We start from the raw sequence: 22,914 nt of genomic DNA, 5'->3' as shown, positions 1-22,914 counted from the left end.
ATGCACGAAAAACTGTTCGATCCGATCACCCTTGGTGCCATCGAAGCGAAGAACCGCATCTTCATGGCCCCGCTCACCCGCGGCCGCTCGACCCAGCCCGGCTCGGTCCCGAACGAGATGATGGCGACCTATTATCGCCAGCGTGCGAGCGCAGGACTGATCATTTCCGAAGCCACCGGCATCAGCGTCGAAGGCCTCGGCTGGCCGGCAGCGCCGGGCATCTGGAGCGATGAGCAGGTTGAAGGCTGGAAGTTCGTGACCGATGCTGTGCACGAGGAAGGCGGCCAGATCGTCCTCCAGCTGTGGCACATGGGCCGCCTCGTCCATCCCGATTTCCTCGGCGGCAATCCGCCTGTCTCGGCCAGCGCCACCAAGGCTCCGGGCCATGCGCATACCTTCGAAGGCCGCAAGGATTACGAACAGGCGCGAGAACTTTCGGTCGAGGAAATCGCCCGTGTGGTCGGCGACTATCGCCACGCGGCAGAGAACGCGAAGAAAGCCGGCTTCGACGGCGTTCAGCTGCACGGCGCAAATGGCTATCTCGTCGACCAGTTCCTGCGAGACAGCACGAACCTGCGCACCGACGAATATGGCGGCAGCCCCGAAAACCGCACCCGCTTCCTGCGCGAAGTGCTGGGCGCGCTGGTCGACGTCTGGGGCGAAACCCGTGTCGGCGTGCGCCTGTCGCCCAATGGCGAAACGCAGGGCTGCGACGACAGCGACCCGCCCGCAACCTTCGGTGCGGCAGCAAGGGTGGTCGAAGAACTCGGCCTCGCCTTCCTCGAATTGCGCGAGCCGGGACCCGACGGCACCTTCGGTGCGACCGAGGTGCCCAAGCAGAGCCCGCTCATCCGAAGCATCTATTCGGGCAAGCTTATCCTCAACAGCGATTACACGCCCGAACAGGCAGTGGCCGATATCGAGGCCGAACGCTGCGATGCGGTGAGCTGGGGCCGCGATTTCATCTCGAACCCCGATCTGCCCGCCCGTTTCGAGCTGGGCGCGCCGCTGCAGCCCAACGTGAACGTGCCGCTCAGCTGGTACCTGCCGGGGCCCGAGGGATACATCGATTACCCGATGCTAACCAAAACGAGCGAAACTGCCGCCTAGGTGATTCGCGCCTCCTTCGGGCGCGTATGCGCTCGATGGAGGGTATTATGCGCTCGTGGCTTCTGGTCCCGGCGGACAAGGACAAGGCTTTAGGCGAAGCTGCACGGAGCGGCGCGGACGTGATCGTGCTCGATCTCGCGCGGGCGGCGCCCAATGCCGAGGCCAAGCTGCCCACGCGCCTCGCGGCGCGCAACTGGCTGCTGTCCCACCGCGAACATGTCACCTCGGCGCGCCCCTTCGAGCGCTGGATTCGTGTCGGCCCGCTGTCGGGCGACCAGTGGCGCGGCGATCTCGAAGCCGCGCTCGAAGGCGCTCCCGACGGCGTCCTGCTGGCCGAATGTACCAATGCCGAGGAGCTGAAGAACCTCGCCGCTGCGCTGTACGAACTTGAAGGGGGCGCAGGGATGCGTGCCAATTCGACGCGTATCGTCCCCGAACTCGGATCCAATCCGGTCGCGGCTTTCCACCTGCGCCAGTTCGCCGACGAACTGCATCCGCGCGTCAGCGGGCTTGCATGGGATTCGGCGACGCTTGCCCGTTCGCTGGGTGCGAGGCGGATGCGCGGTCCGGGCGGGCTCTGGACCGATCCGCTCGCCATGGTGCGTGCGCAGGTCCTCCTGGCGGCCCATGCGCAGGGTCTCGAAGTGCTGGAAGCACCATTCCGCGACCGGCGCGACGAGGAAGGTGCCCGCAGGGCCTACTCCGCAGCGCGCGCAGACGGCTTTACCGGCATGCTGGCGATCCACCCTTCGCAGATCGACGGGATCAATGCAGCCTTCGCGCCCACGCCGGAAGAAATCGCCGAAGCGCGCGAGATGGCGGGCCTGTTCGAACTCAATCCGGGCGCCGAGAAGGTGGTCTTCCGTGGCCGCCAGGTCGGGCGCAAGCAATTGACGCAGGCCAAGGCACTGCTCGGCGCGGCCTAGCCTTCTTCGGCAGGTTCGGCGGCGGCCGCAGGCTGCGCTTCGGGTACCGGCTCGGGTGCCGGTGCCGCTTGCTGCGCGGGCGCAGGTTCGGCCGCTGGTGCCGGGTCACTTTCGCCATCCGCCGCACCGGCATCGTCCCCGGCCTGGCTGGGCGACTGCGAGGTCACCGTATCGAGCGGCAGCATGTCATCGGTGATCGTCCCTCCGAGCACCTCGCCGCGCGCGGTGGCATCGTCATCGGCCTGCTGGGCAGGAGCGGGATCGTCACCGCAACCGGCAAGGGCGCAGTATGCGATGGCGACAAATGCGAAACGCTTCATGGGAGCGAGCAGGCCTTTCCTTCGAGCGCGGCGAGGAAATCGCGCGCGCGGTTCTTGAGCGCCTTATCGAAATCTTGCGCGCCAATGTCGAGGCCCAGCTTTGCAAGGCTGGTGACGCCGAATTCCTCGATCCCGCACGGCACGATGCCGGTGAAATGCGAGAGGTCCGGATCGATGTTCACCGAAAAACCGTGCATCGTCACCCAGCGCCGCACGCGCACGCCGATCGCACCGATTTTCGCCTCACGCCCGTCCACGTCCCGCGTCCAAATGCCGATTCGTCCTTCCGATCGCCAGCATTCGACGCCGAGATCGCCGAGCGTTGCGATGACCCAGCCTTCGACCGAATGGACGAAGCAGCGCACGTCCCGCCCGCGGGTCTTGAGGTCGAGCATGAGATAGCCGACGCGCTGGCCGGGCCCGTGATAGGTATAGCGCCCCCCACGCCCCGCCTCGACCACCTCGAAACGCGGGTCGAGCAATTCGGCCCCGTCGGCGCTGGTCCCGGCGGTGTAGACCGGCGGATGTTCGAGCAGCCAGACGAGCTCGCCCGCATCGCCGGAAGCGATCGCCTCGTTGCGCGCCTGCATCGATTCGAGCGCTTCACGGTAGGGGATTTGCCCCTGCTCGGCGCGCCATTCGATATTTTCGGGGAGTTCACCGCTCATCGGCGATTGCGTGGCGATTGTCTTGGCGCTTATCAAGGGGGAAGACCTGAGGGGAATGAAGTATGAAATTCGATCTCGATACTGCGTGGAAGGATGCAACACAGCTCCTGCGCGACAATTTCGGCCTGCTCGCGGTGGTTGCGGGCGTCTTCTACTTCCTCCCCTATTTCGCCGCCATGCTGTGGGTGCCCGGGCTCGCCGAGCTGACCGCAGGCCAGTTCGATCCCAATAGCGACGCTTTCGAGGCAATGGCGAATGAACTCGTTTATGGCTACTGGTGGGTCATGTTGCTGGTGGCCATCGTGCAGGGCATCGGCTTGCTTGCCATGCTCGCCCTTTTGCGCCGCCGTGCCGCGCCTACGGTTGCCGAGGCCATCCAGGTCGGGGCGAAATCTGTCCTGAGCTACCTCGCCGCTTCGTTGTTGATGGGCTTCGCCATCAGCCTCGTCATAATCCTGCTGATCGCGATCCCTGCTGCTCTAGGCTCGACCACGCTTGCCGTGCTCGGCGGGATCGTGGCGATCGTGATCGCAATGTATCTCTTCACCAAGTTTTCGCTCGTCGGGCCGGTTATCGGGATCGAGGGCATGCTCAATCCGGTGGCCGCGCTCGGCCGGTCATGGAGGCTGACCAAGGGAAACAGCGTGCGGCTGTTCTTCTTCTATTTCCTTCTTTTTGTCGCCTATCTCGTCATCTCGGCGCTGGTCGGCATGGTTTTCTCGCTCATCTTCGCCCTGGGCGGGACGGAGACGCAGACCTTCGGCACGGCCTTTTCCAGCAGCCTGATGCAGGCAGTCTTCTCGGTAGTGTTTGCGGGCGTGCTCGCAGCGGTCCTGATGCAGCTGGTGAGGCTACATCGTAGCGGTGACGGCGGAGATTTGGAGCGGGCCGAACCTTAAGGTTTCGGCTGCTTCCAGCCCCAGAAGAGCTGGCACGGCAGGATATTGAGCGCTTCGAAGCCGCTGTCGATCCGCTCGAAATGGCGGGCCATGAAATCGCGCGCCTTGGCCGAGAACTGGTAGACGAGGAAGGCGCCGCCGGGGCGGATCACACGGTAGGTCGCGGCGGCAATGGCCGGTCCGACACCTTCGGGCAGGGTCGAGAACGGCAGGCCGGAAAGCACATAGTCGGCGTGGTCGTGGCCATGCGCCCGGACGATTTCCTCGACATGCTCGGCCGAGCCCAGCACGGCGGAGAAGCGGCTGTCGCGGAAATGCTTCTTCAGATAGTCGATATAGAGCGGGTTGGTATCGATCACGATCAGCTGGCCGTCGCGCGGCAGCCGGTCGAGCACTTCCTGGCAATAGGTGCCAACGCCCGGACCATATTCGACGAAGACCTTGCACTCGTCCCATTTCACGGGGCCGAGCATCTTGCGCACGGTAAAGCGTGAGGAAGGAATGATCGATCCGACCATCTTCGGCTCTTCGAGGAAGCCTTTAAAGAATACTCCCCACTGGCCGAACAGACGCGCCGCCCGGTCCTTCAACGTGCGGCGCTCGATTACGCCGATACCTTGTTGTCCGTCCAAGAAAATTCTCTCTCGCAACCCCGTTGGAAGCGACGGGGTTTGGCAGGGTGGAAGGGGCATTGCAAGCGCGCCGCGACGGGCGTAGCGGCTTATCCATGGCCGATGCCGATCCCAAACCTGCCGTTACGGCACCGCCTCCTCCCGCTCGCCCGCGCACGATTTCGCGTGAGAGGATGGCGCTGCTGTTTGCCGTGATGCTGACGACGGCGGCGGGCAATACCGCGATGCAGTCGGTGATGCCTTCGATCGGGACGGCTCTCGACATCGACGATGTGTGGATCAGTCTCGCCTACAGCTGGTCGGCGCTGCTCTGGGTGATCTGTGCCCCGATCTGGGCGGACCGCAGCGACCGGCGCGGGCGCAAGGCGATGATGGCGGTAGGCCTTGTGGGGTTCATTTCCTCGATGGCGCTGTGCGGCCTCGCTCTCTGGCTGGGACTGGCAGGCATCCTGGGAGGCACGGCGGCGCTTGTCGCTTTTGCCATAGCGCGCAGCCTTTACGGCGGCTTCGGAAGCGCGGCGCCGCCCGCAGTGCAAGCCTATGTCGCCAGCCGTACGCCGCGCGCCGAGCGGACGCAGGCCCTGTCGCTGATCGCCTCGAGTTTCGGCCTCGGCACGGTGATCGGCCCGGCGCTGGCGCCGCTCATGGTCCTGCCCTTCGTGGGCCTGACCGGGCCCTTTATCATCTTCGCACTGATCGGACTGGCGACGCTGATGGCGCTGCGTCTACGCCTGCCGAACGACGAGCCGCAGTTCGCCGCGAGAGGTCAAACCTACGATGCGCCCTATGCGGGTGGACCGACCTCGCAGCAGTCCGACGACGACGATGAGGACGAAGAAGAAGTCGAACCGCACAAGCTGCGCTGGTTCGAACCCCGGCTGCGCCCCTGGGTAACCGTCGGCCTACTCGGCGGACATGCGCAGGCGATGATCTTGGGCATTATCGGCTTCCTTGTACTCGACCGGCTCGGCCTGCGTGCCACCCCTGCAGAAGGGACGGGGCCGGTAGGCCTGGTGCTGATGTGCGGCGCGATCGCCACCCTGCTTGCCCAATGGGGCATCATCCCGCGCCTTAACCTTGGCCCGCGTGCGGCTACCCTGTCGGGGATCGCCATCGCCGCAGCGGGGGTCGCCTATCTCGGCGTGGCGGACGACCTGCATGCAATCGCGCTCGCCTATGCCGTGGCTTCGCTCGGCTTCGGCCTGTTCCGCCCCGGCAGCACGGCGGGCACTTCGCTCGCGGTCACGCGCGCCGAGCAGGGGCAGGCGTCGGGGGTCACGGCGAGCGTTGCCGGGGCGAGCTTCATCTACGCTCCTGCGCTCGGCGTATGGCTATACGGCCATTCCGACTGGCTTGGTTTCGGGTTGATCGTGGCGCTGTGCGCGATCGTCTTCGCCTATGGCTGGGCGAGCCTGCAGGCAGACAGCAAGCTCACCCGAGAGCGGCGCTAGAGGATTTCGAGCACCCGATCCTGTGGACGGCAGAGGCGCACGCCCTTGTCGGTTTCCACCAGCGGGCGTTCGATCAGGATGGGATCGGCCGCCATCGCCGCCAGCACTTCTTCCGCACTCGCATCGGGCAGGCCGCGCTCGGCCGCATCGGTGCCGCGAATGCGCAGCCCCTCGTTCGGCGTGATCCCGGCATCCCTGTAAAGTTGCGCCAGCTTCTCGGCGCTCGGCGGGTCCTTCAGATATTCGACCACCTCGACATCGACCTTCGACAGGTTCTCGAGGATGGCGAGCGTCTTGCGCGAGGTGCCGCACTTGGGGTTGTGCCAGATCGTGGCCTTCATGTCGGGTCTCCTTTGGCCCTCCCGCTAATCGACCCTTGCGATGAGAGAAAGCCACTCTTGCGATTTTTTCACGTGGCAAATGCACTTTCGGGGTTGAAACTGCGAATGGTTCTCAATAGCACGCACTCCGCAATTGACAATCATTCGCAAGAACAGAAAGAGCCTCATGAAGTCCCTATCCACGGTCGCAGTCCTGCTTGCAGGCACCGTTTTCGCTCCCGCTGCACTCGCTAACACCGCAGCGGCCGATGCCGAACGCGATTACCTTCCCAAGGAAATCGTAGTGAAGGGCCAGCGCGCCGACGATTACGGGACCGACGATGGCTCGAGTGCGACCAAGACCCCGACCCCGCTGATCGACGTGCCGCAGGCCGTCAGCTTCATCACCGAGGACCAGCTTGAAGACCAGGCCGTCCACCAGTTGGGTGACGCGCTGCGTTATGTCCCGGGGATCAGCATGGAAACCGGCGAAGGCCACCGCGACGAGGTCTTCATCCGCGGCCAGGAATCGACTGCCGATTTCTACATCGATGGTCTGCGCGACGATGCGCAGTACTATCGCTCGCTCTACAATATCGAGCGCATCGAGGTGCTGAAGGGCGCAAATGCGCTGATCTTCGGCCGCGGCGCGGGTGGCGGCGCGATCAACCGCGTGGCCAAGCGCGCAGAATTCCAGTCCGCCATCTCCGGCGAAGCGTCGGCCGACAGCTTCGGCGCCTTCGCGCTGCTTGCCGATGTGAACCAGCCGGTTTCGGACAGCCTCGCGATGCGCCTCAACGCGACTTACGAGGAATTCGACAACGACCGCGATTTCTACGAGGGCCGCTTCATCGGCATCTCGCCCACGCTGACCGCAGCGCTCGGCCCCGACACCACTCTCGTCGCAAGCTACACCTACGACAATGACGAACGCGTCACCGATCGCGGCGTACCTTCTCTGAACGGCGGCCCGCTGACCGGCTACGACAGCACCTTCTTCGGCGATCCGGATATCAACCGGTTCAAAGCCGAAGTGAACATCGCCCGCCTGCGGCTCGATCATGATTTCAACGGCGGGCTGTCCGCCAATGCCAGCGTGCAATTCGCCGATTACGACAAGATTTACGCCAACATCCTGCCCACCGGCACCAATGGCACCACGGTCTCGCTGTCGGGCTATGAGGACGCCCAACAGCGTCGCAACTGGATCGGTCAGGCCAACGGCATCTGGCAGGCAGGAAGCGGAAACATCGAATCGACCTTCCTCTTCGGGGTCGAGGCCAGCAGCCAGGATTCGCTCAACACGCGCCGCACTATCAGCTTCGACGATGGCGACGACACGACCGTCAATGACAACGTGACTGCGCTGGCGGAAACGATCTTCATTCCCGCTTACAGCTTCAACACGGTTTCGCGAGCGAACGACAGCCAGCTTTCGACGCTATCGTTCTACGTCCAGGAACAGCTCCAGATCGGCGATCATATCGAACTGGTCGGCGGCCTGCGCTGGGACCGCTTCGATCTCGAAACGCGCGATATCAACGCAGTTGCCGGCAATCGTATCGACGAGGAATTCAGCCCCCGCGCCGGCCTCATCGTCAAGCCGACGCCGGACCTGTCGATCTACGCCAGCTATGCCGAGAGCTTTTTGCCCCAAGCGGGTGACCAGTTCTTCCTGGTCTCTCCGGGCAACGCCCAGTTCGCTCCCGAAAAGTTCACCAATTACGAAATCGGTGCAAAGTGGGCGCCGCTCGACAATGTACTCGTAAGCGCAGCCATCTTCCGTCTCGAACGCAGCAACACCCGCTTCACCAACGAGCTTGGCATTACCGAGCTGACCGGCGAAAGCCGCACCGAAGGCTTCGAAATCGGCGCCGTCGGGGAAGTGACGAAGTTCTGGAAGGCGAACCTTGGCTACACCTATCTCGACGGCGAACTGACCAGCGACAGCACCTTCGGTGACGCAGGCCTGCGCCTGCAGCAGCTGCCGCGCCACTCGGTCAGCGCCTGGAACCGTTTCGACATCAGCGACCAGATCGGTTTCGGTCTCGGCGTGATCCACCAGTCCGACCAGTTCGCGAGCTTCTCGAACGAAGTCGTGCTGCCTGCCTACTGGCGCGTCGATGCGGCGGCCTACTACACCGTCAGCGAGCGCCTGAGCCTCCAGCTCAATATCGAGAACCTGTTCGACGAGGATTACTACCCGAGCGCGCACGGCGACAACAACATCCAGCCGGGCGAGCCTTTCCAGGCCCGCATCGGTGTGCGCTTCGAAATCTGACCTGTCGTTTGTTGCAGAAGGAAAGCGGCGGCCGGAAACGGTCGCCGTTTTTCGCGCCTACTCGGTTTCTTCGCGCCGCGTGACGGTGTCTTCCGGTGCGGTGAGCGCAGGAACCTGCGCGGCAGCATCTTCGGCGCTGATACCCGGTGCAGGGGCGGCGCTGATGCGTTCCTGCCTGTTCGCCACGCGGCCCGCGCGGCGAATGGCGCGGACCAGCCGCGGCTGTACGCCGCAGCGGCAGATATTGGGGATCGCCGCCTTGATCTCGTCCTCGCTCGCGCCCGGGTTGCGGTCGATCAATGCAGCAGCAGCCATGACGATGCCGGGCGTGCAAAAACCGCACTGGATCGCCTGTTCGGCCACCAGCGCCTGCTGCACCGGATGGCTACGATCGCCCGAGAGGCCTTCGATGGTCTTGATGAAGCGCCCCTCCGCCTCGGCGATGGTGACGAGGCAACTGCGCAGCGGCTCGCCGTCGATGTGGACGACACAGGCTCCGCAGTCACCATTGCCGCAGCCGTATTTCGTCCCCGTCAGGTTCGCGGCATCGCGCAGCGCCCAGAGCAGGGGCGTTTCGGGGTCCATCAGGAATTCGATGGGCCGGTCGTTGACCGTCATGCGCGACATGGCGGGGCCTTCGCCTCAATCCGAACGAATGTCGAGAGGCCTTAGGATTTCCAGCTGTCGTCGATCTTCGAGACGCGGCGCTTCCAGGCCTCGAAATCGAACAGCCCTGCCCCGCCCTGCGTCTGCATGGTGGACAGGTCGCGCTGGTGTACGTCGACCACCTCCTGCTTGACGATGTTAGGTTCCCCTTGGCTGAGGGTGGCGACCTGGATTTCGCAGGCGCGTTGCAGCGCCCACATCTTTACGAACATACCGGGGATGGTCTTGTCCATCACAACGGGGCCATGGTTGCGCAGCATGAGGATCGAATGATCGCCGAGGTTTTCGACCAGCCGGTCGCCTTCCTCGGGGCGCACGGTCACGCCCTCGAAATCGTGATAGCCGATCTGGCCCTGGAAATTGCAGGCGTAGAAATTGGTCGGCAGCAGGCCGTCCTTGTGGCTGCACACCGCCATCGTGGCTGTGGTATGGACATGGCAGATCGCGGTCGCCTTCTCGCCCAGGTGCTTGTGGAAATGCGCGTGCTGGGTGAAGCCGGCCTTGTTGACCATGTATTGCGACTGGCCGACATTGTTGCCCTCGACATCGATCTTCACGAGGTTCGAGGCAGTCACTTCGTCATAGAGCAGGCCGAAGGGGTTGATGAGGAATGTATCCTCCTCGCCCGGCACGGCGACCGAGATGTGGTTGTAGATGCTCTCGCCCCAGCCCAGGTGCTCGAAAATGCGATAGCAGGCGGCGAGATCCTGACGGACCTTCCATTCCGCTTCGCTGCATTCGAACTTCGGTCCGCTTTGGGGTTTCATCTGCGTTGCCATGGCGCGCTCTCCTTCGGTCTCTCTTTGAAACCTCTATCGCATGGCATCGTGCTATCGGGCAAGCGCCCGTGGCGTAAATCGGCGCTTCCCAACCGCGCCCCGCCCCGCTAGCGCCGCCAAGCAATGAGCGAGACGGCCAAACTGACCCGCGGCAGCATCGGCGGCCATCTCGTCACCCAGACCCTACCGATGGTGATCGGCGTGGCCGCAATCATGTCGGTCGGGTTGATCGATGCCTATTTCATCGGCCAGCTGGGCAGCGCCGAACTGGCCGCGGTCAGCTTCATTTTCCCGATCATCATCGCGCTCTCCAGCCTCGGCGTCGGCGTGATGGTCGGCATCAATTCGGTGATTGCCCGCGCGCTGGGCGAAGGCGACGTGGCGCGCGCCGAGCGCAGGGCGAATTTCGGCGCGGTCTTCGCATTGGGGATCGGCGTGATTTTGGGCCTCTTGCTATTCGCGCTGCTCGGTCCGCTTTTCCGGCTGATGCAGGCGAGCGATGCGCTCCTGCCGCTGATCCTCGACTATATGCAGCCCTTCGCGCTCGGCATGCCGGTGCTGCTGCTGCAGATGGGCCTGAACGGCGTCCTGCGTGGCCAGGGCGAGGCGCGCTATGTTTCCATGGTCTCGATCACCTATTCGGTGGTGAACTGGATCCTCGACCCGATCCTGATCACCGGCGCTTTCGGATTCGAGGGCTATGGCGTGGCAGGGGCCGCCTATGCCTCGATCATCGGTTATGGCGTGGCCTGCATCATGGCCCTGTGGTTCATCGGCAGGGCCCAGCTCCAGATCCATCCTACATTGATCATGCAGTGCGACTTTGCCAATTCGAGCAGCGCGATCCTGCGCGTGGCAGGCCCGGCGGCATTTTCCAATGCCATCAATCCCATCGGTCTTTCCGTCCTGACCGCGCTGCTCGCGGCACAGGGAGAGGCGGCAGTGGCAGGTTTCGGCGCGGCCGGAAGGCTCCAGAGTTTTGCAGTGGTCCCTCTGCTCGCACTTTCGGGTTCGATCGGCGCGATCGTGGGCCAGAACTGGGGTGCGAACCGCCCGGACCGGTCGCGCCGCGCGATGTATTGGGCCGGTATGTTCTGCGTCGGCTACGGGCTCGCCACCGCCATCGTCCTGTTCGCCTTCGGCAGGTGGTTCGCCGACTTCTTCACCGACGATCCGGCAGTGGTCGAGCAATTCGCACGCTATCTCGAAATCTCCGTATGGGGCTATGCTGGCTTCGGACTGCTCATCACCGCAAACGGCGCGCTCAACGCGGTCGACAAGGCACCGCTCGCCCTTGCCCAAAGCGCGGCGCGCGTGTTCCTCGTGATGCTACCGCTTGGCTGGATGCTGCGCGCAAGCCTTGGTGCGGACGCAATTTACGGCGCCGAACTCGCTGCCAACCTGCTTGGCGGCGCGCTCGCTTCCTTCGTGGTCTGGCGCGTGCTGCGCGCCGGCCCGAAAGCTCAAGAAACGGACCCAACGAAACGTTAACCATCTTGCGGCATAGCGGACCCTAACGAGAACTGGGGGTCCCGGACCAATGGATGAACTGCTGGCGGATTTTGTCGCCGAAACCCGTGAAATGCTTGAACAAAGCGGCTCCGAACTGGTCGCGTGGGAAGCCGATCCGTCCGACAAGGCACGAATCGACACCATTTTCCGCTTCGTCCACACGGTGAAGGGCAATTGCGGTTTCTTCGATTTCCCGCGCCTCGAAAAGCTCAGCCACGCTGCAGAAGATGCGCTCGCCGAATGCCGCGCGGGTCGCCGTGAACCCGACAGTGCGCTGGTCACTGCCGTCCTCGCCATCATCGACCGCATATCGGAAATGACCGACAGCATCGAAGCCGGTGAAGACCTCGGCGAAGGCGGCGACGAGGACCTAATCGCCGCTCTCGAACCGGGTGCCGAAGTCGAAGTCCAGAGCGATCTCGAAGTGACCGCCGAAGAAGTGGCACAGGTCGAAAAGGCCGAGACCGACAATCCTTCCGCCAAGGCTCCGCGCCAGGGCGTCCAGCGTTCGATCCGCCTGCCCGTCGACCTGCTCGACGAAGTGATGAAGGGCGTGTCCGACATGGTGCTGGCAAGGAACGACCTTGCCCGCCGCCTGCGCGAAGCGGGCGAACAGCCGACCATCGACGGCCCGTTCGAACGCCTCTCGGCCATCCTCGCCGACGTTCGCACTTCTATCACCCGCATGCGCATGCAGCGGCTCGAGCATCTCTTCTCCTCGCTCCCGCGCCTGGTGCGCGATCTGTCGACCGAGCTCGGCAAGCAGGTGATGGTCGATTTCGAAGGCGGCGAGGTCGAACTCGACCGCGAGATGATCGAGATGGTTCGCGACCCGCTGACCCACATCATCCGCAATGCCATCGATCACGGCATCGAAAGCCCGGCCACGCGCCTCAAGAACGACAAGCGCGAAATCGGCATGCTCAAGTTCGCCGCGCGCCAGTCGGGCAACCAGATCAGCCTCGTGATTACCGACGATGGCGGCGGCATCAATCTGGACAAGCTGACCGCCAAGGCGCTGGCAAACGGACTCTATTCGAAGTCCGAACTCGACAAGATGTCGGACAAGCAGAAGCAGGACCTGATCTTCGAACCGGGCCTCTCGACCGCAGAAGCCGTCAGCTCGGTTTCGGGCCGCGGCGTGGGAATGGACGTGGTGCGTTCGAACATCGAGCGCGTCGGCGGTTCGATCGAGGTCACCAGCAAGCTCGGCGAAGGCACCAGCTTCCACCTCCAGCTGCCGCTGACGCTTTCGATCATCGCGGCGCTGACCGTCGGCAGCGGCGACCAGCGCTACGCTATCCCGCGCAGCTATGTCGAAGAAATCGTGTTCGGTAATTCGAGCCATGTCGATTTCGCCCAGGCCGGCGATCGCCGCCTGATGACCTTCCGCGACCAGCGCGTGCCCTGCCTTGCCCTGTCCGAGATCCTCGGCGGCGAAGCGGGCGCGGACTGCAAGTGGGAAGACAAGACGCTCATCCTCGTCCGGCTCGCCAGCGACGATGTCTTCGCGCTCGCGGTCGACCGCGTGTTCGATCACGAGGACGTGGTGGTGAAGCCGATCGCGCCCGCGATCATGGACACCCGCCTCTACGCCGGGACCACCCTGCTCGACGACGGGCGCCCGATGATGCTCATCGACCTGCCCTCGATCGCGCAGATGCGCGGCATGTCAGGCAATGTCCGGGCCAAAGCAGCGGATGTCGAGAAGAAGGACAATGCCGATCGCACCAAGGCGGTGCCGGTCATGCTGTTTGCAGGGCTCGACGGTCGTCACCGTGCGGTTCGCCTCGAACTGGTTCGCCGGATCGACACGATTTCGCGCGATGCGATCGATATCGAGGGCGAACGCGCCCAGGCCGTCATCGACGGCGAGATCATGACGCTCGCCGGACACGATGTGGGGCCGCTCCCCGAAGAGCGCGTGCGCCTGCTGCGCCTGTCGGACGGCGAGCAGGAACTGGTCTATGCGGTCAAGGAAGTGCTCGATGCTGCAGACATTACCGACGATGTCGTACCGAGCGAAGCCGACAAGGCGATCGAGGGCGTCACGCTGATCGGCGGCAACCCGATTCCGCTGCTCGACGGCCATGCGGTCTTCTCGCGCTACCGTGCCAGCAAGAAACTCGAACACACGCTGACCTGCCGCATTCCGGAAGGCAGCGAATGGGCCAGGACCATCCTCGAGCCGCTTGTCCAGGCTGCAGGCTATCGTATCGCCCGGGAGGATGACGAGGTCGAAGCCGATCTTGCCATCGCGCTGGCCGAAGAAGGCGAGACGCCTGCCAGCGGCGCTCGCGAAACCATCCGCCTGCGTCCCGAACCCGAAGATGCGGGCGACGACACCATCTACCGCTACGACCGCGACGGGCTGCTCGCCGCGCTCAAGCGCATCCGCACCGGGAGGGCGGCATGAACGAACTGCTTTTGATGTGCACCATCGCGGGCCGCCGTGCGGCAATCCCCGCGATCGAAGTCCAGTCGGTGATCGAGGTGGAAAACATCACCCCCATCCCCGGCACGCCCGATTTCATCCTCGGCCTGACCGCGCTGCGCAGCCAGGCGCTGACGGTCATCGACTGCTCGCTCGCCCTGGGCCTCGATACCGCGTGCGAATCGGCCGACCGCCGTGCGGCTGTCGTCGAGATCGAAGGTCATCTCTACGCCCTGCTCGTCGACGAAGCGCATGACGTGGGCGAGGCAAACAGCGATCCGGTCGCCGTGCCGGGCGGCTTCGGCGAAGGCTGGCAGCGCGCCTCGAAGGGCATGGTGGAAACGGACGGAGGTCCGACCCTGCTGGTCGATATCGACCAGCTGGTCTCCGGACCCTTGCGCGAAGCAGCTTAAGCGATTGGTTACCGCTCGGTGCTAGGAAGGCCGGGCAAGTGAAGGGATCACACGAAATGAAAACCTGTCTCATCGTCGACGATTCGCGCGTTATCCGGAAGGTGTCGCGCCATATCCTCGAAACGCTCGGCTTCACTGTCGACGAAGCCGAAAACGGCCAGGAAGGCCTCAACAAGTGCCTCGAAAGCATGCCCGAAGTGGTGCTGCTCGACTGGAACATGCCGGTCATGACGGGCATCGAGTTCATCCACGAGCTGCGCAAGCACGAAGGCGGCGACAAGCCCAAGGTCGTGTTCTGCACCACCGAGAACGACGTCGCGCACATCCGCGAGGCGATCAGCGCCGGTGCCGACGAATACGTCATGAAGCCGTTCGACCACGAAACCCTGCAGATCAAGCTCCAGCTCGTCGGCATGGCCTGATCCGAAAGGATACGAGCCGTGGTGACCGCGCTCCGATCAACCAGGACCGCCTCCCACAGCGTGTCGCCCTCGCCTGCCACCGTGCGGGTGATGCTGGTCGACGATTCGCTGACCGTGCGGACAGTCTTCTCGCGCATGATCGAGCGCGAGAACGACATGACGATCGTCGCCAGCGCGAGCACGGCCGAACGCGGGCTCGAAGAGCTTTCCAGCCACCGGGTCGACGTGATCCTGCTCGACCTCGAGATGCCCGGCATGGGCGGGATCGAGGCGCTTCCTAAGATCCTCAAGGCATCGCCGCGCACCAAGGTGCTGGTGATCTCCTCGCTCACGGCCGAAGGCGCAGAGCATACGGTGAAGGCGCTCCAGATGGGCGCGGCCGACACCATGCTCAAGCCGCGCCCGGGCGGGTTCAACGAGGACTACCGGACCCAGCTGCTCGGCAAGATCCGCGCGCTCAAGGGCCTTGCGCCCTACGAGCAGCCCAGGCCCGTCCGCCCAAAGTGGAGCGAACGTCGTGCGGGCAAGAAACCACAGGTCCTTGCCATCGGCGCATCGACCGGGGGCATCCACGCGCTGAACCTGTTCCTGCGCCAGATCCCGCGCGAATTCGACCTGCCGATCCTGATCACGCAGCACCTTCCCGGCAGCTTTATCCCGGTCTTCGCCAAGCAGATGGAAATGGCCGCCGGTCGCAAGGCCGTGCTGGCGGGCGAAGGCACCGAAATCCAGCGCGGGACGATCGTGATCGCGCCGGGCCACGGACATATGGTCGTGCGCCAGAAGGGCACGCGCTTCGTCACCGATCTCGCCTTCCACGCGGTCAAGAGCGGCTGCACGCCATCGGTCGATCCGATGTTCGAAACGCTGGCCGAAGCCTTTGACGGCAAGGTCGCGGGCATCCTCCTGTCGGGCATGGGCCGCGACGGGAGCGAAGGGGCCGAGGCGATCATCAATGCGGGCGGCTCGATGTACGCCCAGAGCGCCGACACATGCGCCGTCTGGGGCATGCCGCGCGACGTCACCGAACGCGGGCTCGCATCCGCCGTTCTCCCCCCGGCAGAACTTGCCGACAAGATCCTCAAGACCGTGGGGGCCGATGCATGGCGCTAGAAGACGCTTCCCACACGATCATTGCCGATCTCCTCAATGCGCGCACCGGTCAGACGCTGACCGAGAGCCGTCGCTGGCGGATCTCGACCGCGCTTTCGGGACTGTTCCGCGAATTCGGGATCGAGAACGTCGACCAACTCGCCTGCATGCTGGAGCGACCGGGCGAACACCGCCTCGCCACGCGCGTGGTGGAAGCGCTGCTGAATAACGAAACCTATTTCTTCCGTGATCACGCATATTTCGCAACGCTCGCCAATACGGTCCTTCCGGAACTGGCGAAGAAACGTGCCAATACACGCAAGATTTCGATTTGGTCTGCTGGTTGCTCGACCGGGCAGGAAGTTCTCAGCCTCGCGATGACCTTCTGCGAACAGCCGGGCAGGTGGCAGGACTGGACGATCGAAATCCTCGGCACCGATGTTTCGGGCAAGGCGATCGAGCAGGCCAGGACGGGCACCTATTCGCAGTTCGAAATCCAGCGCGGCATTTCGGTGGCGCAGATGCTCAACTTCTTCACCGAGACGCCAAAGGGCTGGAAAGTCGCCGACAAGGTGCTTTCGATGACGAAGTTCGAACAGCGCAACATCCTCGATTACCCGCCCTCGCCCGGGCGGTTCGACCTGGTGCTGTGCCGCAACTGCCTGCTCTATTTCGATCCCGAAGTGCGTCGCAACGCCTTCGACCGGCTTTCCGGCGGTATCGCACCCGACGGCTTCCTGATGCTGGGCGCGGGCGAGACCGTGGTCGGCCAGACCGACAAGTTCGAGCCCGCTCCGTTCGGCTCTGCGATCTACGTGCCGAAAACCGCCGCGAGTTCGGTCGGTACGGTGCTTTCGGGTTCACTGCCGAAAGTCGCCAACGGCTGACATCGTCCGGTCCGCGCGAAAACGCGGATCGCGCTCCCACGCCCGCTGACCAAGGTAAATTTGGGGTTTACCGTTAATTAGCGAATGCGCGTTAGCGAGGGCGATAACGAAAGTTGGGTTGAGCCCAGGGGGAATCGCGTGCGTTCACATACCGACATGGCACAGCAAAGCACGCGCGTGATGATATTCGCGCCGCTGGCCTCGCTGGCTGGGATCGTCGGCGTTACCGCAGTGATGGCGGTATTCGGCACGCATTTCGGCGTCACTTCGATGGAAGCGGTTCTGAGCGGCGGCCTTGTCGCCTTCCTCGCCAGCATCGGCGGGTTTGCGGTCCTCGGCCTCAAGCACCTGCGCAAACTCGAACGCCTTTCGAACAGCGATGCCCTCACCCTTTTGCCCAACCGCCGCGCGCTGCACCGCGATGTTGCCGAGCACATGTCGGACCAGCACGAGGTCGCGCTGGCGATCGTCGATCTCGACGGGTTCAAGATCATCAACGACCACTACGGCCACCTCGTCGGCGACGAGACCATCAAGACCATCGGAAAGATCATCCGCGACATTTGCGGAGAGGAAGCCGATATCTATCGCCTCGGCGGTGACGAATTCGCTGTCCTGATGCACGGCGATCTTGCCGGAACGCTGCTCGAGGGTCACAGCCGCCGGATCATCGAACGGCTCGCCAAGTCGGTGAAGATCGGCGAGAAGCGACTGACGCTCGGTGCCAGCATCGGGCTTGCCCGCAACGCGCCCGGCCAGACCGTCAGCTCTTCGGAAATGCTGCGCCGCGCCGATGTGGCGATGTATGCTTCGAAGCGCGGCGGCAAGATGCGCTGCACCTGGTTCAACGAGGCCTTCGATCGCAGCCGCGAACAGATCAAGCAACTGGACGACGACCTGCGCCAGGCGCTGACCCTCGGCGAATTCCGCATGCATTACCAGCCGCTGGTCGATTCCAACACGCGCAGGATCGTGGCGGTCGAAAGCCTGATGCGCTGGGAGCGTCCCGACGGAAAGACCGTCGGTCCCAACACCTTTATCCCGGTCGCCGAGGAATCGGGCCTGATCAATCCGATCGGCCTGTGGGTCCTGCGCCAGGCTTGCGTCGATGCTCTCGAGTGGGAAGGCGTGACGCTGTCGGTCAACATCTCGGCCGCGCAGCTGCGCAATCCCGAATTCCCGATCCAGCTCGGCCACATCCTCGAGGAAACCGGCTTCGATCCCGAACGGCTAGAGCTGGAAATCACCGAGACCTGCCTTGTGCTCGACCCCGTGGTCGCCGAGCGCAGCCTCAACCTCATCCGCGGCTTCGGCGTCGGCGTCGCGCTCGACGATTTCGGCACGGGCTATGCCTCGATCGGCTTCCTGCGCCAGTTCCGCTTCGAGAAGCTGAAGATCGACCGCAGCCTGGTGGTCCAGGCGAGCGAGGACGAATCGAGCCGCGCGATGATGCTTTCCAGCATCACCATGGCGCAGGCGATGAACATGGCGGTTACCGCCGAAGGCGTCGAAACGCAGGCACAGGCCGACATGGTCCGCGCCGCCGGATGCGACCAGATCCAGGGCTGGCTCTACTTCAAGGCCATGCCCGCAGACGAAATCAAGCAGCACCTCGGAAAGACGATCACTGGCGTCGAAGCCGGGGGCACCAACACTGACCGGGGGGTCAAGGTAGCATGAATGCAGTGAGCCACGATTTCGGTGCCGCCGAAGTCGATACCAGCAAGTATTATTCCGACGAGATCGCCGAAGACCGCGCGATCCTCGCCGATATCGGTGCGGGCAGCGAAGGCCTGCGCGGCAAGTTTGCCGACATGTCGATCGGCGGCAAGCTGAGCCTTGTCGCTTTCGCAAACGTCGGCGCAGTCGTGGCGATCCTGATGGCGATCGTCCTCGGCGGCTGGTTCGCCATCGAACTGCGCAAGGAGCGCATGCAGATATCGGAGATGGTACTGCTGTCGACCGAACTTTCGGCCGGTTCGGACGCCGCCCAGCTGCAGATCCAGCGCTATGCACTTTACGGCGACAACAAGTCGCTGAACGGCGCTCGCAGTGCGCTGCAGGATGCCCGCCGCGATCTCAACGCGATCGAGCGTAACGTGGTCGCAGTGGTGCCGGAGCAGGCGGCCACCATCACCGAATTGCGTGCAGGCCTCAACACGCTGAACGGCCGTCTCGAGCAGCTCAAATCGGTGCGCGACATGACGACCCGGCTAGGTGTGGTCGAAGGCGCACTTGAAGAAGGGGCCGAGTTCAACGCTCTCACCAAGCAACTCAAGGCAGCCCTGTCGAGCACGGGACAGGCGAGCGATTCGGCGGGCGAAACAAACATCGTCTATCTCTTTGTCCTGTTCTTCACGGTCGCCCTCGCCGGCATCGTGCTGATCGTGCTGTCGACGCGCATTATCGCCCGCGACATTTCGGGCACGGTCAGCCAGCTGACCGATAGCGCGGAACGGCTGGCTACGGGCGACAAGTCGATCCAGATCCCCGGCCTCGAACGCCGCGACGAGCTGGGCGGCCTCGCCCGTTCGCTTCATGTATTCCTGCGTGCCGCTTTCCGCTTCGAGAAGATGGCATCCGAGAAGGAAGCCCTGCGCGCCGAACGCGGCCAGGATCTCCAGCGTCTCGCTCTGCAGTTCGAAAGCACGGTCGGCGAAGTCGTCAACGGGGTTGCGGCTGCGTCCAGCCAGCTGAATTCGACCGCCTCTGCAATGGCCGCCGCTGCCGAACAGGCAACGCACCAGAGCGAATCCGTCACCCATTCGATGGAACAGGCATCGGGCGGCGTCACCGCCGCAGCTGCCGCCTCGGACGAGTTCGCGATGTCGATCGGCGAGATCAGCCGCCAGGCCTCGCACTCCGCCGAACTGGCGCGCAAGGCCTCGGACGATGCCGAAGGTGCCGATGCGACCATCGGTGCGCTTGCATCCTCGGCAGAGCAGGTCGGCCAGATCGTCGAACTGATCCAGTCGATTGCCCAGCGCACCAACCTTCTTGCCCTCAACGCCAGCATCGAAGCGGCGCGTGGCGGCGAGGCAGGCCGCGGGTTTGCCGTGGTGGCAAGCGAAGTGAAGGAACTGGCAGCGCAAACCAGCCGCGCCACCGAGGAAGTGGCCGAACAGATCCAGGCCATGCAGGCCTCGACCGGCGCCAGCGTCAGCGCGCTGCGTTCGATCGGCGACCAGATCAAGCAACTCGAAACGACGGCTATCTCGATCGCCAGTGCAGTCGACCAGCAGTCGGTCGCGGGCCAGGATCTTGCGCGCAGCATCGACCTTGCCGCGCGTTCGACCGACGAGGTCTCCAGCAGCATCACGCAGGTACGCGAGGCCAGCGTCGCTACCGGTGCCGCGGCAAGCCAGGTCCTGGGTTCGGCTACCTCGCTCGAATCGCAGGCCGGAGTGCTTCGCCAGCAGGTGGACGACTTCCTGCGGCACGTACGCGAAGCCTAAATTGGTAACCATTATGCGCTAGCAAAAGCGCAAATCGGGAAGGGATGTGAGCCGTGAATGCGCAAGTAGGTTTCATCGAGGAAGAGCTGAGCCGCGAGATCGCCGAGGTCGAGGGACCGCTGCTCGAGGAAATCCGCCACACGGGCGGCCTGCACGGCTGGTTCATGGCGAAATCGATGTCTGCCAAGGCCAAGATCGCCTCGATCTTCACGCTTGGCGGCGTGCTGGCCATTTCGGCGATTGCCCTGGCCGGCTTGGGCGACCCCGCCTTCGCCTCTACCGCGACTGCGCTCATCATTGCGCTGGCCGCTGTTTCGGCAGTTGGAGCGCTCCTCAGCCTGCGTTTCATCCTACGCGACGTCATCGCTCCCTTCCAGCAGATCACGGTCGAAATGGCGCGGCTTGCTGGCGGTGCTCGCGATATCCAGGTGGGCGACACAAGCCGCCCCGATGAAATCGGCGACCTCTCCCGTTCGCTCGCCGTTTTCTCCCGTTCGGGCCACAAGCTCGACGAGCTGTTCGCCGGCCGCAAGGCCGCATCCGAGCAGCGGAAGCAGGAATTGATGCTGCTTGCCGACAGTTTCGAAAAGACAGTTGGCGATGTGGTTGGCGGCGTTGCTGCAGCTTCCAGCCAGCTCAACTCGACCGCCAGCGCCATGGCGGGTGCAGCCGAACAGGCCGCCGGCCAGGCAAGCCAGATCACGGGCGCCATGGAACAGGCATCGGGCGGCGTCACTGCAGCCGCTGCCGCCTCCGACGAGTTCGCCATGTCGATCGGCGAGATCAGCCGCCAGGCCGCCAATTCGGCCGAACTGGCGCGCAAGGCATCGGACGATGCCGAAGGCGCGGACGAGACGATCGGCGCGCTTGCTCACTCGGCGGAACAGGTCGGCCAGATCGTCGAGCTTATCCAGTCGATCGCCCAGCGCACCAATCTCCTCGCTCTCAACGCGAGCATCGAAGCCGCGCGCGGCGGCGAAGCAGGTCGCGGATTCGCGGTCGTCGCCAGCGAGGTGAAGGAACTCGCCGCGCAGACCAGCCGCGCGACCGAAGAAGTATCCGAGCAGATCCAGGCCATGCAGGCGTCGACCGGCGCCAGCGTCAATGCGCTGCGTTCGATCGGCGAGCAGATCAAGCAGCTGGAAACGACGGCGATCTCCATCGCCAGTGCAGTCGACCAGCAGTCGGTAGCCGGACAGGACCTTGCGCGCAGTATCGACCGCGCCGCGCAGGGCACCGACGAGGTGGCAAGCCATCTCGACGCGATGAAGGATACCAGCATCTCGGCCGGCGCTGCAGCAAGCCAGGTTCTGGCCTCGTCCAGCGACCTCGAAACGCAGGCAAGCACGCTGCGCGACAAGGTCGACGAATTCCTGTTCCAGATCCGCGCTTCCTAGTTCGCAGGACTGGAAACTCGAGAACGGCCCCGACCCTTAGCGGCCGGGGCCGTCCTTTATTCTATTCCCACCGATTACCGGACGGTGTTCTACCGGGCGCTTGAGCGCTCCACCAACCGCACCGGCACGCGGCGCTCGGCACGCTCGCCCTCGCCGGCCAGCGCCGTCTCCACCAGCAACCTGCCGGCCTCGGCAAAATCCGGTTCGACCGTGGTGAGAGGCGGATTGCTGAACTCGCCCGAGCCGAGGCCGTCGAAGCCGACCACGCCCACCTTTTCGGGTACGGCGACACCGCGGGAGGACAATTCCTCGAGTGCGCCCAGTGCCATCGCATCGCAGGCGAAGAAGAGGCCGTCGAATTTCTCGCCGTTGTCGCACATCGCGCCCACGGCGCTTCTTCCTTGCGTTACGCGGTCGGCACCCTGTTCTGGGGCAGCTGGATCGCGCGCAGTCAGGCCCGCCTTCTCCATCGCACTGCGATAGCCTTCATAGCGTTCGCGGAACTGCTTCTGCGAGGAATTGGGATCGCCGACGAAGACGATGTCCTTCGCGCCGCCCGACACCAGCTTTTCCACGGCCAGCCTGCCGCCTTCGAAATTGTCCGAGCGGACCCAGACCGCGTCGTCGAATGGCGAGCCCCAGAAGGCGATCGACTTGCTGTCGGCGGCCACTTTGCGGAAATAGTCCCAGGCCGGTCCGTTCGTAGCCGTTCCGATGACGACGACACCGTCTGCCTGTCGCCGCCCGACATAATGTCCGAACAATTCGTCTTCCTTGGCCTGGAATGACACCAGCGCCTCGTACCCGCGTTCGGCGGCTGCAGCACAGGTGCTGCCGAGCAGGCTGTAATAAAAAGGATTGATCGCGGCAGGTCCCTGCCCTTCGCGCCCGATGACCACGATGGCGATGGTTCCGGTCTCGCCCTTGCGCAGGCCCGCAGCGCGCATGTTGACGTGATAGCCGAGCTCCTCGGCCGCCTGCTCCACGCGGCGGCGGGTCGCTTCGGTAATAGTCTCGGAGCCCGAAAGCGCGCGGCTCACGGTGGACTGGCTGACCCCTGCGCGTTCCGCCACATCGATCGACGTGACGCGGTGCGGGCGCCCGTTACCCTCTCTGGTCATGCTCTCTCCTCAAACCATTGGCTTAGCCCCTAGCGCAGCATTTTTGGGAAAGCGAGAGTGCAGCCGCGCTTGCAGCGACGCGCAAGACATGGGAAAGCTGCGATCAAGGGATCACCGGGGGATCGCAAT

21 protein-coding genes are annotated in these 22,914 nt (G+C 64.0%); 14 read left to right on the top strand and 7 right to left on the bottom strand.

Features of this window, described 5'->3' with window-relative positions; translation table 11 throughout:
- Complete coding sequence (locus tag K3178_RS02340) at window positions 1-1,110, top strand: alkene reductase (RefSeq protein WP_221569773.1); 1,110 nt, start codon at window positions 1-3, stop codon at window positions 1,108-1,110.
- 47 nt (window positions 1,111-1,157) lie between these two features.
- Window positions 1,158-2,036, top strand: coding sequence for an HpcH/HpaI aldolase/citrate lyase family protein (locus K3178_RS02335; RefSeq protein WP_221569772.1), 879 nt, complete (start codon window positions 1,158-1,160; stop codon window positions 2,034-2,036).
- Here K3178_RS02335 and K3178_RS02330 read toward each other — a convergent pair.
- Both K3178_RS02330 and lipB read right to left on the bottom strand, forming a co-directional pair.
- Complete coding sequence (locus tag K3178_RS02330) at window positions 2,033-2,356, bottom strand: hypothetical protein (protein ID WP_221569771.1); 324 nt, start codon at window positions 2,354-2,356, stop codon at window positions 2,033-2,035. The two genes, K3178_RS02335 and K3178_RS02330, sit on opposite strands and share 4 nt — an antisense overlap.
- A complete protein-coding gene (gene lipB / locus K3178_RS02325) occupies window positions 2,353-3,024 on the bottom strand; it encodes a lipoyl(octanoyl) transferase LipB (RefSeq protein WP_221569770.1) in 672 nt (223 codons plus the stop codon). Before lipB ends, K3178_RS02330 begins: the two co-directional genes overlap by 4 nt.
- 62 nt (window positions 3,025-3,086) lie before the next feature.
- Here lipB and K3178_RS02320 point away from each other — a divergent pair, with 62 nt between their 5' ends.
- A complete protein-coding gene (locus K3178_RS02320) occupies window positions 3,087-3,923 on the top strand; it encodes a DUF7847 domain-containing protein (protein ID WP_221569769.1) in 837 nt (278 codons plus the stop codon).
- Here the strand turns inward: K3178_RS02320 and K3178_RS02315 are convergent.
- Window positions 3,920-4,537 carry a class I SAM-dependent methyltransferase gene (locus K3178_RS02315; protein ID WP_345719867.1) on the bottom strand — a complete coding sequence of 206 codons (618 nt, stop codon included), beginning with the start codon at window positions 4,535-4,537 and terminating at the stop codon, window positions 3,920-3,922. The two genes, K3178_RS02320 and K3178_RS02315, sit on opposite strands and share 4 nt — an antisense overlap.
- Window positions 4,538-4,650: 113 nt before the next feature.
- Between K3178_RS02315 and K3178_RS02310 the strand changes: the two genes are divergently transcribed.
- Complete coding sequence (locus tag K3178_RS02310) at window positions 4,651-6,006, top strand: MFS transporter (protein WP_221569767.1); 1,356 nt, start codon at window positions 4,651-4,653, stop codon at window positions 6,004-6,006.
- On the opposite strand, the gene arsC is transcribed toward K3178_RS02310, so the two are convergent.
- Window positions 6,003-6,347: an arsenate reductase (glutaredoxin) gene (gene arsC, locus K3178_RS02305; protein ID WP_221569766.1), complete on the bottom strand. Its 345-nt coding sequence runs from the start codon at window positions 6,345-6,347 to the stop codon at window positions 6,003-6,005. The two genes, K3178_RS02310 and arsC, sit on opposite strands and share 4 nt — an antisense overlap.
- A 166-nt stretch (window positions 6,348-6,513) precedes the next feature.
- Here arsC and K3178_RS02300 point away from each other — a divergent pair, with 166 nt between their 5' ends.
- Window positions 6,514-8,607 carry a TonB-dependent receptor gene (locus K3178_RS02300; RefSeq protein WP_221569765.1) on the top strand — a complete coding sequence of 698 codons (2,094 nt, stop codon included), beginning with the start codon at window positions 6,514-6,516 and terminating at the stop codon, window positions 8,605-8,607.
- 57 nt (window positions 8,608-8,664) lie between these two features.
- Here the strand turns inward: K3178_RS02300 and K3178_RS02295 are convergent, their stop codons facing one another.
- Together K3178_RS02295 and K3178_RS02290 are read right to left on the bottom strand one after the other, a co-directional pair.
- The gene (locus K3178_RS02295; protein WP_221569764.1) at window positions 8,665-9,234 is read right to left on the bottom strand and encodes a (2Fe-2S)-binding protein; all 570 of its coding nucleotides are present in this window, start codon (window positions 9,232-9,234) and stop codon (window positions 8,665-8,667) included.
- Window positions 9,235-9,275: 41 nt separating this feature from the next.
- Entirely contained in the window at window positions 9,276-10,052 is a 777-nt protein-coding gene (locus tag K3178_RS02290; RefSeq protein WP_221569763.1) for a class II aldolase/adducin family protein, read from the bottom strand.
- A gap of 123 nt (window positions 10,053-10,175) precedes the next feature.
- Here K3178_RS02290 and K3178_RS02285 point away from each other — a divergent pair, with 123 nt between their 5' ends.
- From K3178_RS02285 to K3178_RS02245, 9 genes are all read left to right on the top strand, one after another.
- The gene (locus tag K3178_RS02285; protein ID WP_221569762.1) at window positions 10,176-11,543 is read left to right on the top strand and encodes an MATE family efflux transporter; all 1,368 of its coding nucleotides are present in this window, start codon (window positions 10,176-10,178) and stop codon (window positions 11,541-11,543) included.
- 49 nt (window positions 11,544-11,592) lie between these two features.
- Complete coding sequence (locus K3178_RS02280) at window positions 11,593-13,980, top strand: chemotaxis protein CheA (RefSeq protein WP_221569761.1); 2,388 nt, start codon at window positions 11,593-11,595, stop codon at window positions 13,978-13,980.
- Window positions 13,977-14,411, top strand: coding sequence for a chemotaxis protein CheW (locus K3178_RS02275; RefSeq protein ID WP_221569760.1), 435 nt, complete (start codon window positions 13,977-13,979; stop codon window positions 14,409-14,411). Before K3178_RS02280 ends, K3178_RS02275 begins: the two co-directional genes overlap by 4 nt.
- Before the next feature lie 56 nt (window positions 14,412-14,467).
- On the top strand, window positions 14,468-14,833 hold the full coding sequence (locus K3178_RS02270; RefSeq protein WP_006834477.1) for a response regulator: 366 nt from the start codon (window positions 14,468-14,470) through the stop codon (window positions 14,831-14,833).
- Between the two features lie 18 nt (window positions 14,834-14,851).
- A complete protein-coding gene (gene cheB / locus K3178_RS02265; RefSeq protein ID WP_345719839.1) occupies window positions 14,852-15,946 on the top strand; it encodes a chemotaxis-specific protein-glutamate methyltransferase CheB in 1,095 nt (364 codons plus the stop codon).
- Window positions 15,937-16,812 (top strand): CheR family methyltransferase, encoded by an 876-nt coding sequence (locus K3178_RS02260; protein WP_221569759.1) that lies wholly within the window; start codon window positions 15,937-15,939, stop codon window positions 16,810-16,812. Before cheB ends, K3178_RS02260 begins: the two co-directional genes overlap by 10 nt.
- Before the next feature lie 138 nt (window positions 16,813-16,950).
- Complete coding sequence (locus K3178_RS02255) at window positions 16,951-18,492, top strand: putative bifunctional diguanylate cyclase/phosphodiesterase (RefSeq protein ID WP_345719838.1); 1,542 nt, start codon at window positions 16,951-16,953, stop codon at window positions 18,490-18,492.
- A complete protein-coding gene (locus K3178_RS02250) occupies window positions 18,489-20,267 on the top strand; it encodes a methyl-accepting chemotaxis protein (protein WP_247713482.1) in 1,779 nt (592 codons plus the stop codon). The genes K3178_RS02255 and K3178_RS02250 overlap by 4 nt, the downstream gene beginning before the upstream one ends.
- A 53-nt stretch (window positions 20,268-20,320) precedes the next feature.
- On the top strand, window positions 20,321-21,664 hold the full coding sequence (locus K3178_RS02245; protein ID WP_221569758.1) for a methyl-accepting chemotaxis protein: 1,344 nt from the start codon (window positions 20,321-20,323) through the stop codon (window positions 21,662-21,664).
- An 89-nt stretch (window positions 21,665-21,753) separates the two neighbouring features.
- Here K3178_RS02245 and K3178_RS02240 read toward each other — a convergent pair whose 3' ends face one another.
- Complete coding sequence (locus K3178_RS02240) at window positions 21,754-22,785, bottom strand: LacI family DNA-binding transcriptional regulator (RefSeq protein WP_221569757.1); 1,032 nt, start codon at window positions 22,783-22,785, stop codon at window positions 21,754-21,756.
- Between the last annotated feature and the right edge of the window lie 129 nt (window positions 22,786-22,914).

The sequence above is a fragment of the Qipengyuania sphaerica genome, assembly GCF_019711595.1.
In the GTDB taxonomy this organism is placed as follows: domain Bacteria; phylum Pseudomonadota; class Alphaproteobacteria; order Sphingomonadales; family Sphingomonadaceae; genus Qipengyuania; species Qipengyuania sphaerica.
The sequence above is the reverse complement of the archived record's forward strand: the minus strand, read 5'-3'. Positions and strand labels throughout refer to the sequence as shown.